The 14,775-nt window shown below is 67.7% G+C and carries 15 protein-coding genes; 11 read left to right on the forward strand and 4 right to left on the reverse strand.

Going from position 1 to position 14,775, the window contains the following annotated elements; genetic code table 11:
* Positions 1–94: 94 nt before the first annotated feature.
* Genes AC1DSA_RS18900 through AC1DSA_RS18910 form a run of 3 tightly spaced genes read left to right on the forward strand, consistent with a single transcriptional unit; the run spans position 95 to position 1,949 of the window.
* Positions 95–415: a winged helix-turn-helix transcriptional regulator gene (locus AC1DSA_RS18900; protein ID WP_477892005.1), complete on the forward strand. Its 321-nt coding sequence runs from the start codon at positions 95–97 to the stop codon at positions 413–415.
* Complete coding sequence (locus AC1DSA_RS18905) at positions 412–1,581, forward strand: fumarylacetoacetate hydrolase family protein (protein WP_477892163.1); 1,170 nt, start codon at positions 412–414, stop codon at positions 1,579–1,581. Before AC1DSA_RS18900 ends, AC1DSA_RS18905 begins: the two co-directional genes overlap by 4 nt.
* A gap of 17 nt (positions 1,582–1,598) precedes the next feature.
* Complete coding sequence (locus AC1DSA_RS18910; protein ID WP_477892007.1) at positions 1,599–1,949, forward strand: FKBP-type peptidyl-prolyl cis-trans isomerase; 351 nt, start codon at positions 1,599–1,601, stop codon at positions 1,947–1,949.
* Here AC1DSA_RS18910 and AC1DSA_RS18915 read toward each other — a convergent pair.
* Complete coding sequence (locus AC1DSA_RS18915) at positions 1,915–2,514, reverse strand: carboxymuconolactone decarboxylase family protein (protein WP_477892009.1); 600 nt, start codon at positions 2,512–2,514, stop codon at positions 1,915–1,917. The two genes, AC1DSA_RS18910 and AC1DSA_RS18915, sit on opposite strands and share 35 nt — an antisense overlap.
* Positions 2,515–2,620: 106 nt before the next feature.
* Here AC1DSA_RS18915 and AC1DSA_RS18920 point away from each other — a divergent pair, with 106 nt between their 5' ends.
* From AC1DSA_RS18920 to AC1DSA_RS18940, 5 genes are all read left to right on the forward strand, one after another.
* Positions 2,621–2,956: a winged helix-turn-helix transcriptional regulator gene (locus AC1DSA_RS18920; RefSeq protein ID WP_477892011.1), complete on the forward strand. Its 336-nt coding sequence runs from the start codon at positions 2,621–2,623 to the stop codon at positions 2,954–2,956.
* 110 nt (positions 2,957–3,066) lie between these two features.
* On the forward strand, positions 3,067–3,618 hold the full coding sequence (gene grpE / locus AC1DSA_RS18925) for a nucleotide exchange factor GrpE (protein ID WP_477892013.1): 552 nt from the start codon (positions 3,067–3,069) through the stop codon (positions 3,616–3,618).
* Between the two features lie 97 nt (positions 3,619–3,715).
* Positions 3,716–5,662, forward strand: coding sequence for a molecular chaperone DnaK (dnaK, locus tag AC1DSA_RS18930; protein WP_477892015.1), 1,947 nt, complete (start codon positions 3,716–3,718; stop codon positions 5,660–5,662).
* 96 nt (positions 5,663–5,758) lie between these two features.
* On the forward strand, positions 5,759–6,913 hold the full coding sequence (gene dnaJ, locus AC1DSA_RS18935) for a molecular chaperone DnaJ (protein ID WP_477892017.1): 1,155 nt from the start codon (positions 5,759–5,761) through the stop codon (positions 6,911–6,913).
* 185 nt (positions 6,914–7,098) lie between these two features.
* Positions 7,099–7,644 carry a hypothetical protein gene (locus AC1DSA_RS18940; protein ID WP_477892019.1) on the forward strand — a complete coding sequence of 182 codons (546 nt, stop codon included), beginning with the start codon at positions 7,099–7,101 and terminating at the stop codon, positions 7,642–7,644.
* Between the two features lie 31 nt (positions 7,645–7,675).
* Here the strand turns inward: AC1DSA_RS18940 and AC1DSA_RS18945 are convergent, their stop codons facing one another.
* Positions 7,676–8,788: a PA0069 family radical SAM protein gene (locus AC1DSA_RS18945; protein ID WP_477892021.1), complete on the reverse strand. Its 1,113-nt coding sequence runs from the start codon at positions 8,786–8,788 to the stop codon at positions 7,676–7,678.
* Positions 8,789–8,892: 104 nt separating this feature from the next.
* Between AC1DSA_RS18945 and AC1DSA_RS18950 the strand changes: the two genes are divergently transcribed.
* Genes AC1DSA_RS18950 through AC1DSA_RS18960 form a run of 3 tightly spaced genes read left to right on the forward strand, consistent with a single transcriptional unit; the run spans position 8,893 to position 11,884 of the window.
* Positions 8,893–9,468: a GbsR/MarR family transcriptional regulator gene (locus tag AC1DSA_RS18950; RefSeq protein WP_477892023.1), complete on the forward strand. Its 576-nt coding sequence runs from the start codon at positions 8,893–8,895 to the stop codon at positions 9,466–9,468.
* Positions 9,469–9,471: 3 nt separating this feature from the next.
* Positions 9,472–10,860 (forward strand): cytochrome ubiquinol oxidase subunit I, encoded by a 1,389-nt coding sequence (locus tag AC1DSA_RS18955; RefSeq protein ID WP_477892025.1) that lies wholly within the window; start codon positions 9,472–9,474, stop codon positions 10,858–10,860.
* Between the two features lie 10 nt (positions 10,861–10,870).
* Positions 10,871–11,884: a cytochrome d ubiquinol oxidase subunit II gene (locus AC1DSA_RS18960; protein ID WP_477892027.1), complete on the forward strand. Its 1,014-nt coding sequence runs from the start codon at positions 10,871–10,873 to the stop codon at positions 11,882–11,884.
* An 80-nt stretch (positions 11,885–11,964) separates the two neighbouring features.
* On the opposite strand, the gene AC1DSA_RS18965 is transcribed toward AC1DSA_RS18960, so the two are convergent.
* Both AC1DSA_RS18965 and AC1DSA_RS18970 read right to left on the reverse strand, forming a co-directional pair.
* The gene (locus AC1DSA_RS18965; protein ID WP_477892029.1) at positions 11,965–12,942 is read right to left on the reverse strand and encodes an NAD(P)H-dependent flavin oxidoreductase; all 978 of its coding nucleotides are present in this window, start codon (positions 12,940–12,942) and stop codon (positions 11,965–11,967) included.
* A 16-nt stretch (positions 12,943–12,958) separates the two neighbouring features.
* Complete coding sequence (locus tag AC1DSA_RS18970) at positions 12,959–14,749, reverse strand: acyl-CoA dehydrogenase (protein ID WP_477892030.1); 1,791 nt, start codon at positions 14,747–14,749, stop codon at positions 12,959–12,961.
* Positions 14,750–14,775 lie beyond the last annotated feature (26 nt).

The following is a 14,775-nucleotide window of genomic DNA, read 5'->3' on the forward strand; positions in this document are numbered from 1 at the left end:
CGGGGGTGACGAACGCTATTGTTTGTATAGCGCAGGCTGCGTACACTCCGTTCCCCCGCCCCGCTTTCGCGTGGGCGCCAGGAGTGCCCCGCGAATGAGTGTCAAGGAGAACGCCGCCACCAACCAGCTGCTCGCGCTGCTGGAGGCGCGCTATGCCATGCGGGTGCTCTGGGCGCTGCGCGACGGCCATCCGCAGACCTTCCGCCTGCTGCAGGACAGCGTGGGCGGCATCACGCCGAACACGCTGAACACCCGCATCAAGGAACTGCGCGAAGCCGGCCTGATGCACCACAACGGCGACGGCTACAGTGTCACCGCCAGCGGCGTCGACCTCTTGAAGCGCATGGCCGACCTGCAGCCCTTTGCCGCCCGCTGGGTGGCGGTGCAGGCCAAGAAAAAACACCCGCCCAACTGATGCAAACCTTCCTGAAGGCGACGCTGCCCGCCGATGCGCAGCAAGCCACGCTCGTGGGACGCGTGTGGATCGAAGGCCAGGGCCCCGTGCTGGTCCGTGCCGACCACCAGTCCCTGTACGACCTCTCCGGCCTCGCACCCACCTGCAGCGCGCTACTGGAGTTGCCGGATCCGGCCACGGCGGTGCGCAATCATCCCGCGCCGCGCATCGCGGCGGTCGCCGACGTCATCGCCAACAGCAGCGCCGACGCCCGCGTGGACGAGACACCCTGGCTGCTCGCGCCCTGCGACCTCCAGGCAGTCAAGGCTTCGGGCGTCACCTTCGTGGCGTCCATGCTCGAGCGGGTGATCGAGGAGCAGGCGCGCGGCAACCCGGCCCTGGCCGAATCGGTGCGCAAGGAAGTGGTGGCCGTGATCGGCGACGACCTGTCCAAGGTGCGGCCGGGATCGAGCGAAGCAGCCCAGCTCAAACAGGTGCTGCTGGCCAAGAACCTGTGGTCGCAGTACCTGGAGGTCGGCATCGGCCCCGACGCCGAGATCTTCACCAAGTCGCAGCCCATGAGCGCGGTCGGCACCGGCGCCGAGATCGGCATCCACCCCAAGAGCGCGTGGAACAACCCGGAGCCGGAGATCGTCCTGGTGGTCAACAGCCGCGGCGAGACGGTCGGCGCCACGCTCGGCAACGACGTCAACCTGCGCGACTTCGAGGGGCGCAGCGCGCTGCTGCTCGGCAAGGCCAAGGACAACAACGCGAGCTGCGCGATCGGCCCCTTCATCCGCCTGTTCGACCCGCACTGGGGCATCACCCAGGTGCGGCAGGCTGACCTCGCGATGAAAGTGTTCGGCCCCGAGGGGTTCGAAATGGACGGCTCCAGCAGCCTGAAGCTGATCAGCCGCGATCCACTGGAGCTGGTGGAGCACGCCATCGGCCCCAGCCACCAGTATCCGGACGGGCTCGTGCTGTTCCTGGGCACGATGTTCGCGCCGACCAAGGACCGCTTCGCACCGGGCCAGGGCTTCACCCATGCCGTGGGAGACGTGGTGGCCATTTCGACGGCGGGCCTCGGTACACTCGTGAACCGCGTCAACACCAGTGACCGGATCGAACCGTGGCGCTATGGCGTGGGAGCGCTGATGCGTGACCTCGCCCGGCGCCGCCTGCTCTGAACTCACGAAAGAACAAGATGATCACCACCCCCAGCGGCCTCCAGTACGAAGACGAACTGATCGGCAGCGGCCCCGAGGCGAAAGCCGGCCAGGACGTGCGCGTGCACTACACCGGCTGGCTGTACAACAACGGCGTGCAGGGCGCCAAGTTCGACTCGAGCCGCGACCGCAACGATCCCTTCGAGTTCTCCCTCGGCGGCGGCATGGTGATCCGCGGCTGGGACGAAGGCGTGGCCGGCATGAAGGTGGGCGGCAAGCGCACCCTGGTCATCCCGCCGCAACTCGGCTACGGCGCCCGCGGCGCCGGCGGCGTGATCCCGCCGAATGCGACGCTCAAGTTCGACGTGGAGTTGCTGGAGACGCGCTGACGCGTTCCGGCCAGCGCGCCGCCCAGGGTTCCAGGGGCACGCGCGCTGCGTTGCAGACGTAGCTGATCGCCCGGTACCAGCCCGCGAGCAACAGCAGCTCGATCAGCTGCGCAGTGCTCCATTCGCCGGCAAGCTCGCTCCACAAAGCATCGTCCACCGTGGCCGTCTCCTGCAGCGCGTCGCACAGGCGCACCAGCAGGCGGTCGCGCGGCGGCAGCGCGGCGAGCGTGTCGTGCGGGTTCGCGATCGCCGCGTGCTGGTCGGGAGAAAGTCCCGCCTGTTCCGAGAACGCCGCCACGTGCACGCCCCATTCGTACTGCGCGCCGCACAGCGCGCACACGCGGGCGATCACGATTTCGCGGTCGCGCAACGGCAGTGCGGCGCGGCGTCCCAGCAGGAAGCCGCCCCAGCCGGTCATGCGTTCGGCCAGCTGCGGATGGTGGGCCAGCACGCGGAACAGGGCGAGGAGGTCGGGCGCACCCGGTGGCGTCATGCGCTCGAGCAGCGCCTGGAGCTCGGGCGCATACGGGGGTGACAGCGGCGGAATGCGGGGTGCGGCGTCCATGGCCTGCCTTTCCGCTACGGAATGCGTAGCGGATCCGATGATGCGCTACGGATTCCGAAGCGGCCGTCGCGGCCGCGACACATCCCGCGGCCTACAATGCGGGCCGATGACGACCAAGGTCCCGCTGCCCGGCCGCAGCGTCCGCGGCTCGCGCAGCGGCCGGCCGGTGATGGCCTTGCTCGACCTCCTGGGTCGGCGCGGCACGCTGCGGTTGCTGTGGGAGCTGCGCGATGGCCGCGGCCAGAGCTTTCGGCTGCTGCAGGACAATGCCGGCGGCATGTCGCCCTCGGTCCTGAACGACCGGCTGAAGGAATTGCGGGAGGCCCAGCTGGTCGAGGCCGGCGAAGGCGGCTACGCGCTCACGCCATCCGGGCTGGAACTGGTCCGTCGACTGAAGCCGCTCGACCACTGGGCCGAAGCCTGGGCCGGGGGGATCCGCTGACCTGCCGCAAGGCAGTCTTTTTTGTCCGACCGGAGGATGACCTTTGGCTTGAAAAGGGCTTCGCCGCCCCAAGCTCCTCCGCGTCAAAGAGAACACTCCAAGCATTTTCCATGTCCAACGACGTCCGCACCGAAAGCGAATTGCCGCCAGAGACGGCTCCCGCCCAGGATCCCGCAGCCAATGGCTCGGCCCCTTCACCCGACCAGGACTGGCAGGCGCAGGTCGCCAGCCTGAGCGCCAAGAATGCCGAGCTGGTGGACCAGTTTTTGCGAGCGCAGGCCGAGATGCAGAACATCCGCCGCCGCTCCGAGGAAGAAGTCTCCAAGGCGCGCAAGTTCGCCCTGGACAGCTTCGCCGAGAGCCTGCTGCCCGTGTGCGACAGCCTCGAGGCCGGGCTGAACCACCAGGACCAGACCACCGAACAGATCCGCGCCGGCGCCGAGGCGACGCTGCGCCAGCTGAAGGCGGCCCTGGAGCGCAACAAGGTCGTCGAGATCAATCCGGCGGCCGGCACGAAGTTCGACCCCCACCAGCACCAGGCGATTTCCGTGGTCCCCGCCGACCAGGAGGCCAACACCGTCGTGACGGTCCTGCAGAAGGGCTACGCCCTGGCCGAACGCGTGCTGCGCCCTGCTCTCGTCACCGTGGCGGCGCCCAAGTGAAACGCGCCAGCGCGGCCTTGAATCCGTAACAGTTATCCACAACTACCCCATAGACTGGTTCACAGCCCCCGCGGGCGAACAGATTTAGGAGAGAGAAATGGCAAAGATCATCGGCATCGACCTGGGCACGACCAACTCGTGCGTTGCCATCATGGAGGGCAACAACGTCAAGGTCATCGAGAACTCCGAAGGCGCGCGCACCACGCCTTCGATCGTCGCTTACCAGGAGGACGGCGAGATCCTCGTGGGCGCCTCGGCCAAGCGCCAGGCCGTGACCAACCCCCGGCACACCTTCTACGCGGTCAAGCGCCTGATCGGCCGCAAGTTCACCGAGAAGGAAGTGCAGAAGGACATCGACCTGATGCCCTACAAGATCGTGGCCGCCGACAACGGCGACGCCTGGGTGGAAGAGCGCGGCAAGAAGCTGGCGCCCCCGCAGGTGTCCGCCGAAGTGCTGCGCAAGATGAAGAAGACGGCCGAGGACTACCTGGGCGAGGAAGTGACGGAAGCCGTGATCACGGTGCCCGCGTACTTCAACGACAGCCAGCGCCAGGCCACCAAGGACGCGGGCCGGATCGCCGGCCTGGACGTCAAGCGCATCATCAACGAGCCCACCGCGGCGGCGCTGGCCTTCGGCCTGGACAAGCACGGCAAGGGCGACCGCAAGATCGCCGTCTATGACCTGGGCGGCGGCACCTTCGACATCTCGATCATCGAGATCGCCGACGTCGAGGGCGAAAAGCAGTTCGAAGTGCTGTCCACCAACGGCGACACCTTCCTGGGCGGCGAGGACTTCGACCAGCGCATCATCGATTACATCGTCACCGAGTTCAAGAAGGAACAGGGCGTCGACCTGACCAAGGACGTGCTCGCGCTGCAGCGCCTGAAGGAAGCCGCGGAGAAGGCCAAGATCGAACTGTCCAACAGCACGCAGACCGACATCAACCTGCCGTACGTGACGGCCGATGCATCCGGTCCCAAGCACCTGAACATCAAGCTCACGCGCGCCAAGCTCGAAGCGCTGGTCGATGAGCTGATCCAGCGCACGATCGAGCCCTGCAAGGTCGCGATCAAGGACGCCGGCGTGTCCGTGAACGACATCCAGGACGTGATCCTGGTGGGCGGCATGACGCGCATGCCCAAGGTGCAGGAAAAGGTGAAGGACTTCTTCGGCAAGGAGCCACGCAAGGACGTGAACCCCGACGAGGCCGTGGCCGTCGGCGCCGCCATCCAGGGCCAAGTGCTCTCGGGCGAGCGCAAGGACGTGCTGCTGCTGGACGTCACCCCGCTGTCGCTGGGCATCGAGACCCTGGGCGGCGTGATGACGAAGATGATCAAGAAGAACACCACGATCCCGACCAAGTTCGCCCAGACCTTCTCGACGGCCGACGACAACCAGCCGGCCGTGACCATCAAGGTGTTCCAGGGCGAGCGCGACATCGCCAGCGGCAACAAGCTGCTGGGCGAATTCAACCTGGAAGGCATCCCGCCGTCGCCGCGCGGCCTGCCCCAGATCGAGGTGAGCTTCGACATCGACGCCAACGGCATCCTGCACGTGGGCGCCAAGGACAAGGGCACCGGCAAGGAAAACAAGATCACCATCAAGGCGAACTCCGGCCTGTCCGAGGCCGAGATCGAGAAGATGGTGAAGGACGCCGAAGTCAACGCGGCCGAGGACAAGAAGAAGCTGGAACTGGTCCAGGCCCGCAACCAGGGCGAAGCCATGGTGCACAGCGTGCGCAAGAGCCTCACCGAGTACGGCGACAAGCTCGATGCCGGCGAGAAGGACAAGATCGAAGCCGCGGCCAAGGAACTCGAGGAAGTGCTCAAGTCCGAGGACAAGGAAGCGATCGAGGCCAAGACCAACGCGCTCATGACCTCCAGCCAGAAGCTGGGCGAGAAGATGTACGAGGCGCAGCAGGCCGCCGGTGGCGCGGGCGCCCCGGGTGCGGACGCCGCCGCGGCCGCCGCCGGTGCATCGTCCAAGCCGGCCAACGACGACAACGTCGTGGACGCGGAAGTCAAGGAAGTGAAGAAGGGTTAAACGCGGACGCTCAGCGCCGGTTTAACTCGCCGCGTTCGACGCTCACGCCTTCGGCGGAGGTCAACGCGGCGTTCTCGTTGAAGTACCACTCGAACAATGGCCACGAAACGCGACTACTACGAAATCCTGGGCGTACCGAAGAACGCTTCGGACGACGAGATCAAGAAGGCTTATCGCAAGCTGGCGATGAAGCACCACCCTGACCGCAACCAGGGGGCGGACGCCGGCGCCAAGGACGCGGAAGCGCGCTTCAAGGAAGCCAAGGAAGCGTACGAGATGCTCTCGGACACCGAGAAGCGCGCCGCCTACGACCAGTTCGGGCATGCCGGGGTGGACCCCAACATGCGCGGCCCGGGCGGGCCCGGCGCGGAAGGTTTCGGCGGCTTCGCGGAAGCGTTCGGCGACATCTTCGGCGACATCTTCGGCCAGCAGCGCGGGGGTGCCGGCCGCGGCGGCCGCCAGGTCTATCGCGGCAGCGACCTGTCGTACGCGATGGAGATCACGCTGGAAGAGGCGGCCAAGGGCAAGGACGCCCAGATCCGCATTCCGTCCTGGGACGAATGCGAGACCTGCCACGGCAGCGGCGCCAAGCCCGGGACCCAGGCCAAGACCTGCACGACCTGCCACGGCGCGGGCGTGGTCCAGATGCGCCAGGGCTTCTTCAGCGTGCAGCAGACCTGCCCGCACTGCCGCGGCACCGGCAAGATCATTCCCGAGCCGTGCCAGACCTGCCACGGCCAGGGCAAGGTCAAGCGGCAGAAGACGCTGGAAGTGCGCATCCCCCCGGGCATCGACGACGGCATGCGCATCCGCAGCGCCGGCAACGGCGAACCCGGAACCAACGGCGGGCCGCCGGGCGACCTGTTCATCGAGATCCGGCTGAAGAAGCACACGCTGTTCGAGCGGGACGGCGACGACCTGCACGTGGTGGTGCCGGTGAGCATCGCCCGCGCGGCGCTCGGCGGCGAGATCGACGTGCCGACGCTGGACGGCAAGGCCGCCATCGACATCCCCGAGGGCACCCAGGCCGGCAAGCAGTTCCGCCTGCGCGCCAAGGGCATCAAGGGCGTGCGCTCCAGCGTCGCGGGCGACCTGTACTGCCACATCGCCGTGGAGACGCCGGTCAAGCTCACCGAGCACCAGCGCAAGCTGCTCAAGGAACTGGACGAATCGCTCAAGAAAGGCGGTGCCAAGCACTCGCCCGGCGAGGAGTCCTGGGCTGACAAGCTGAAAGGCTTCTTCAGTGCGTGAGCACGTAGGCCGAAGCGCAGGGGAGCAGGGTAACAATTGCCCGAAGGGCTTGTTGGCCGAAGCCACAAGCTGAAAGGCTTCTTCAGCGCCTGATTCGCAAGCAGCGGCACCGCCGTGTCGCTTCCTGTGCACAGCCTGCGCGGCCGCAAAGTGCCAAGCCGGTGCGCCCCGGCGACAATGACCGCATGGCGCTCCGGCTGTTCCGATCCACCGGCTACTCCACCCTGCTGATGCCGGGCGAGTCGCACATGCCCACGCATCCGGCCATGCTGGTGCTGTGGGGCAGCCTGTGGCTGGGCGTGGCCTGCAACGTCGCCATCTGGCGCTGGGTCGGCGGCAGCGTCGACGCCCGCACGGCCCTCGGATCCTTCCTGGTGATTGCTGGCGCCAGCGGGACGCTCTTCAGCCTGCTCGGGTGGCGGCGCACGCTCAAGCCCATCCTCACGCTCTCGTTCGTCGCCGGTGCGCTCGTGGCCGCCGGCCTGTGGAGCCAGCAGCTGCCGATGGAAACCCTCTGGCAAGGGCCTTCGCGCGTGCTGCTGCCGGCCTGGACCAGCTTCATGCGCTGGGACGTGCTGGCCCTGGTCGCCCTGCTGGCGGTGCTGCCCGTGGTCTGGTTGTGGAACCACCAGGTGCGCCGCGTGCCGGGTCCGCGCCAGCTCCAGTCCAACATCACCGGCAGCCTGCTGGCCGCGGCGATGTTCGGCGCCGGCCTCTTCCTGATCCACTGAGTGCCCGGCGCGAAGGCGCCCTCGCCCTCCGCTAGAACAGCGTGGCCTGGCCCCCGGCCGAGGGCGGCCGGAACAGGTCCGTGCGGAACGGCAGCGTCTTGGCGTTGAAGCCGAGCCGCCTGGCCGCCTTCTCGAAACGTTGCTTGAGCAGCTCCGCCCAGGTGCCCGAGCCCTTCATGCGCGTGGCGAAATCGCTGTCGTAGTCCTTGCCGCCGCGCATCTCCTGGATGCGGTGCATCACGCGTTGCGCGCGTTGCGGGTAGTGCGTCTCCAGCCACTGGCGGAACAGCGGCGCCACCTCCCAGGGCAGGCGGATCACATGGTAGAAGGCCTCGCGCGCGCCGGCGTCCCAGGCCGCTTCGAGCACCTGCTCCATGTCGTCGTTGAGGAACGGAATCTGGGGCGCGAGGCTGACGCCGCACGGGATGCCGTGCTCGGCCAGCGTGCGCAGCACGCGCAGGCGCCGGTGCGGCGCCGCGGCGCGCGGCTCCAGCGTGCGCGCGAGCTGCGGATCCAGCGTGGTGATGGTCACGTACACCGCGGCCAGCCGCTGCTGCGCCATCGGCGCGATCAGGTCGAGGTCGCGCTCGACGCCGCTCGACTTCGTCACCAGGCCGAAGGGATGCTGCGTTTCCTGCAGCACCTCGATCACGCTGCGCGTCAGCCGCAGTTCGCGCTCCACCGGCTGGTAGCAGTCGGTGGCCGTGCCGATGGCGATCAACGCGGGGCGGTAGGACTTGCGCCCCAGCTCGTGGCGCAGCAGCTCCACGGCGTTGCGCTTGGCGATGATCTTGGTCTCGAAGTCCAGTCCCGGCGAGAGGTTCAGGTAGCTGTGCGTCGGCCGCGCGTAGCAATAGATGCAGCCGTGCTCGCACCCGCGGTAGGGATTGAGCGACTGGTCGAAGAAGATGTCCGGCGAGTCGTTGCTGGCGATGATGCTGCGGGCGTTTTCCCAGATCACTTGCGTGCGCGGCAGGCCGGCGGCCTCTTCGTCGCTGCGGTCCCAGCCGTCGTCGAAGGACTCGCGCGCATCCTTTTCGAAGCGATGCGGAAACCAGCTCGCGGATCCCCGTCCCTTGAGCGCCGAAAGCGGCACGCGCACCTCCTCGGGAACGTTGGAACTGCTGCGATCGATACTGTTCATGCGTACAGTATGGCGCAAACCGACATGGCGAGAGCCCCTGACGCTTTGTCTGAAATTTCAGAACTTTCTGAAACTTGCGGAACGACCCGACAGAATGACCAGCCATGTCCTTGCAGGAGAAGCTCCCGCCCCTCGGCCGCCAGTTCGTCTCGCACTTCGGCGAGATGGGCAGCCGCTGGGGCATCAACCGCACGGTCGGCCAGATCTACGCCCTGCTCTTCATCTCGCAGCGCCCGCTGAACGCCGACGAGATCGCCGACACGCTCGAGTTCTCGCGTTCGAACGTGAGCATGGGGCTGAAGGAGTTGCAGTCGTGGCGGCTCGTGCGGATGAGGCACCAGCCCGGCGACCGGCGCGAGTACTTCGAGGCGCCGCCGGACGTCTGGGAGATTTTCCGCGTGCTTGCGGAAGAGCGCCGCCGGCGCGAAATCGAGCCGACACTGTCGATGCTGCGCATGGCGCTGCTGGAGCAGCCCGGCAGCGATGCCGAGCGCCATGCGCAGCAGCGCATGCGCGAGATGTACGAGCTGATCGACCGCCTCATGACCTGGTTCGACGACGTGCAGAAGCTGGCGCCCGAGACCGCCCTGCAGCTGATGGGAATGGGCGCGGCCGTGACGCGCGTGCTGGAACTCAAGGACCGGGTGACCGGCAGGTCCCGCAACGACAAGGAAACGTGAACGATGGACACCCTGATGCTGTCGCGCCTGCAGTTCGCAGCCAACATCGCCTTCCACATCCTTTTCCCCACCATCAACATCGCGTTGTGCTGGTTCCTCGTCTACTTCCGCGTGCGCCACAGCACCGCGAAGGATCAGGGCGAGGCGCGCCACTGGGAGGAGGCCTACTACCTGTGGACCAAGGTGTTCGCACTCAGCTTCGCGATAGGCGTGGTCTCGGGCATCACCATGAGCTTCCAGTTCGGCACCAACTGGCCGGGCTACATGGAACGCGTCGGCAACATCGCCGGCCCGCTCCTGGGCTACGAGGTGCTGACGGCCTTTTTCCTCGAGGCCACCTTCCTCGGGATCATGCTGTTCGGGCGCGGCCGCGTGTCCGACCGCGTGCACATGATCGCCACGCTGATGGTCGCGGCGGGCACCACGCTGTCGGCCTTCTGGATCCTGAGCCTCAACTCCTGGATGCAGACGCCCACGGGCTTCACCGTGATCGACGGCAGCTACCACGCGCAGGACTGGCTCGCGATCGTGTTCAACCCCTCGTTCCCCTACAGACTCGCGCACAAGCTGCTGGCCTCGACACTCACCGCCGGCTTCCTGATCGCGGGGCTGTCGGCCTGGCAGCTGCTGCGCGGCACGGCGAACGGGGGCACCACGCGCGCGCTGCGCACCGCGGTCGTCGCCACCGCCATCGCGATCCCCCTGCAGATCGTCGCGGGCGACATGCACGGCCTCAACACGCTGGAGCACCAGCCGGCCAAGATCGCGGCCGTCGAAGCCATCTGGCACACGGAGAAAGGCGCGCCGCTGACGCTCTTCGGCTGGCCCAACGAAAAGGAAGGCCGCACCGACTTCGCGTTGCAGGTGCCCAAGCTCGCCAGCCTCATCCTCGCGCACGACGCCGAGGCGGAGCTCAAGGGTCTGGACCAGTTCCCGAACGCGCATCCGCCGGTGGCGCCGGTGTTCTGGGGCTTCCGCGTGATGGTGGGCATGGGCCTGCTGATGCTGGGCGTGTCCTGGTGGTCCGCGTGGACGCTCTGGCGGCGACGCCGCACGGCGTCGGCCGAGGACTCGCCCTTTTCGCGCTGGCAGCTGCGCCTGCTCGCGGCGATGACCTTCTCCGGCTGGGTCGCGACCCTCGCCGGCTGGATCGTCACCGAGGTAGGCCGCCAACCTTTCCTGGTTTACGGCCAGTTGCGCACGGCGGAGCTCGTCGCGCAGCACCCCCCGGGCACGGTGCTCGCGACGCTGCTCTCCTACCTCGCCGTGTACGTGTTCCTGCTCGGCGCCTACGTGCGGGTGCTGATGTACATGTCGGAGCATCCGGCCATGCCCACCCTTCAAACACCGCAAAGTCCCAAGGCCGCCATGGCCGTCGGCGGACCCGCCTGAGGAGCGCGCGATGGACCTGAACTGGAACAACCTGCTGCCCCTCGTCTTCATGGCCGTGATGGGGCTCGCGTTGCTGGCCTACGTGGTGCTGGACGGCTACGACCTCGGCGTGGGCCTGCTGCTGCCCTTCGCCAGCGACGAACAGAAGGACGTGATGGTCTCGAGCATCGGCCCGTTCTGGGACGCCAACGAGACCTGGCTGGTGCTGGGCATCGGCGTGCTGCTGATCGCATTTCCGCGCGCGCACGGCCTGGTGCTGTCGGCGCTGTACCTGCCGGTCGCGGTGATGCTGATCGGGCTGATCCTGCGCGGCGTGTCCTTCGACTTCCGGGTGAAGGCGCGGGCCGCGCGCAAGGACATGTGGAACCGCCTGTTCGCGCTGGGCTCGCTGATGGCCGCCGCCGCCCAGGGCTGGATGCTGGGGCGCTACCTCACCGCCTTCGACCATGGCCTGTGGCCGACGCTGTTCAGCCTGCTGATCGCCGTGACCCTGCCCACGGCCTACGCGATGCTGGGTGCGGGCTGGCTGATCATGAAGACCGACGGCGAACTGCAGGCCCGCGCCGTGCGCTGGGCGCGGCTGGTGCTGTGGCCGATGGGCGCGGCCCTGGTCGGCATCTCGCTGGCGACGCCGCTGGTGAGCCCCAACGTGTTCGACAAGTGGTTCGCGATGCCGCAGTTCCTGGGGCTGCTGCCGATCCCGGTGGCGTGCGCCGCCGCGTTCTTCGCGGCCTGGCATGTGACGGGGCGCGAGAACGTGGTGCAGGCGGGCTACGGCTGGGTGGTGTTCGCCAGCACGGTGCTGATCTTCGTGCTGTCCTTCCTGGGACTGGCGTACAGCATCTACCCGTACATCGTCATCGACCGGCTGACGGTGTGGCAGGCGGCGAGCGCGCACGAGTCGCTGGTGGTGATCTTCGCGGGGGTGGCGGTCACGCTGCCCGCGATCATCGTCTACACGGTGTTCATGTACCGCGTGTTCTGGGGCAAGGCCTCGGCGCTCTCGTACGGGCCGGGGTCGTAGGCTGGCGGTGAGCGCGCAGGCGAACCCCAGCGAAGCGCGAAGCGCTGGGGTTCGCCTGCGCGCTCACCCCAGCCTACGGATCAAGCCGTGGCGAGCGAAGGCATGCCCAGGCGCTCCCGCGCCTGCGCGTACTCGCGTTTCAGGTTCGCGACGAAGTCCGCCACGTGCGTGACCTCCTTCACCGCACCGATGCCCTGGCCCGAACCCCAGATGTCCTTCCACGCCTTCTTGCTGCCCTCGCCGCCGCCGAAACTCATCTTGCTCGGGTCGCTTTCCGGCAGCTTGTCGGGGTCCAGCCCCGCCGCGCGGATGCTGGCCTTGAGGTAGTTGCCGTGCACGCCGGTGAACAGGCTGGAGTACACGATGTCGTCCGAGCTGCCTTCCACGATGGCCTGCTTGTAGCCTTCGGGGGCCCGCGCCTCGTGGGTGGCGATGAAGGCCGACCCGATGTACGCGAAGTCCGCGCCCAGGGCCTGCGCCGCCAGCACGGCGCCGCCGTTGGCGATGGCGCCGGACAGCGCGATCGGGCCGTCGAACCACTCGCGGATTTCCTGCACCAGCGCGAACGGGCTCTTCACGCCCGCGTGGCCGCCGGCGCCGGCCGCCACGGCGATCAGGCCGTCGGCGCCCTTCTCGATCGCCTTGCGCGCGAAGGTGTTGTTGATGATGTCGTGCAGCACCACGCCGCCATACGAGTGGATCGCTTCGTTGACGTCCACGCGCGCGCCCAGCGAGGTGATGATGATCGGCACCTTGCGCTTGACGACGGCTTCCATGTCGTGTTCGAGCCGGTCGTTGCTCTTGTGCACGATCTGGTTGATCGCATACGGCGCAGCGGGCCGGTCCGGGTTCGCGCGGTTGTAGGCCGCCAGCGTTTCCTCGATCTCGTGCAGCCATTCGTCCAGCTGCGACGCCGGCCGCGCGTTGAGCGCCGGCATCGAACCCACCACGCCCGCCTTGCACTGCTCGATCACCAGCCTGGGCGTGCTGATGATGAACATCGGCGACGCGATCACGGGCAGCGACAGGTTGCGCAGGACGGGGGGCAGTTTCGACATCGGGGCTCCTAGGGGATCAGAAGGCTTCCAGCGGCAGCGCCGTGACGCTGTCCGCGCCTTCGACGATGCTGTCGCGCACGCCGGGTGCCTTGGCCAGTATGTGGTCGGCGTAGAAGCGTGCGGTGACGATCTTCGCGCGCATGAAGTCCGCGTCCTGTCCCTTTTGCAACAGGTCCTCGGCCACCAGCAGCGAGCGGGCCAGCTGCCAGCCCGCGACCAGGTTGCCCGCCAGCATCAGGTAAGGCACCGAGCCGGCGAACACGGCGTTCGGCGAGCCTTTGGACTGCTGGGCGACGAAGGCCACCACGTCGAGGAAGGCCTGGCGCGCGGCGGCCAGCCGCCTGGCGACGGCGCGGGCGGCCACGCTGTCGCGTTTCGCCAGCTCGCCCTCGGTCTTCTCGATCTGCGCCGCGATGGCCTGGGCCGTCTGGCCGCCGTCGCGGGCCGTCTTGCGGCCCACCAGGTCATTGGCCTGGATCGCGGTCGTGCCTTCGTAGATGGTCAGGATCTTGGCGTCGCGGTAGTACTGGGCCGCGCCGGTCTCCTCGATGAAGCCCATGCCGCCGTGCACCTGCACGCCCAGCGATGTCACTTCGAGGCTCATCTCCGTGCTGTAGCCCTTCACCAGCGGCACCAGGAATTCGTAGAAAGCCTGGTTCTGCTTGCGCGCGGCGGCATCCGGATGGTGGTGCGCGGCGTCGTACGCGGCAGCCGCCACGCTGGCCATCGCGCGGCAGCCCTCGGTGTAGGCGCGCATCGTCATCAGCATGCGGCGCACGTCGGGGTGGTGGATGATCGCGGCGGGTCCGCCGACCGAGCCATCGACCGGACGCGACTGCACGCGGTCCCGGGCGTAGGCCACGGCCTTCTGGTACGCACGCTCCGCCACCGCGATGCCCTGCATGCCCACGGCGTAGCGCGCCGCGTTCATCATGATGAACATGTACTCGAGGCCGCGGTTCTCCTCGCCGACGATGAAGCCGGTGGCACCACCATGGTCGCCGTACTGCAGCACCGCGGTCGGCGAGGCCTTGATGCCCAGCTTGTGCTCGATGCTCACGCAGTGCACGTCGTTGCGCGCGCCGAGGGAGCCGTCCTGGTTCACCATGAACTTGGGCACGACGAACAGGCTGATGCCCTTGACGCCTTCCGGCGCGCCGGGGATGCGGGCCAGCACCAGGTGGACGATGTTGTCCGCCATGTCGTGCTCGCCGTAGGTGATGAAGATCTTGGTGCCGAACACCTTGTAGGTGCCGTCGGGCTGCGGCTCGGCGCGGCTGCGCACCATGGCGAGATCGCTGCCGGCCTGCGGCTCGGTGAGGTTCATGGTGCCGGTCCATTCGCCGCTCACCAGCTTCTCCAGGTACACCGCCTTCAGGCCGTCCGAACCCGCGGTCAGCAGCGCCTCGATGGCGCCGTCGGTGAGCAGCGGGCACAGCGCGAAGCTCAGGTTGGCGGAGTTGAGCATCTCGATGCAGGCCGCACCGATCGCCTTGGGCAGGCCCTGGCCGCCGAAATCCGACGGATGCTGCAGGCCCTGCCAGCCGCCCTCGGCGTACTGCTTGTACGCCTGCACGAAGCCCGCGGTGGTGGTGACCTTGCCGTCCTTCCAGCTCGAAGGATTCCTGTCGCCTTCGGCGTTCAGCGGGGCGACCACGCCTTCGTTGAAGCGGGCGCATTCCTCGAGCACGGCCTGGGCCGTTTCGAGGCCGGCTTCCTCGAAGCCGGGCAGTTGGGCGATCTGTTCGAGACCGGCGAGGTGCTCGATGTCGAACAGCATGTCCTTGAGGGGGGCGGTGTAGCTCATGGCGAGATCCTCCGTGAAATGCGGCG

Source organism: Ramlibacter sp. P4_H7 (assembly GCF_056400765.1).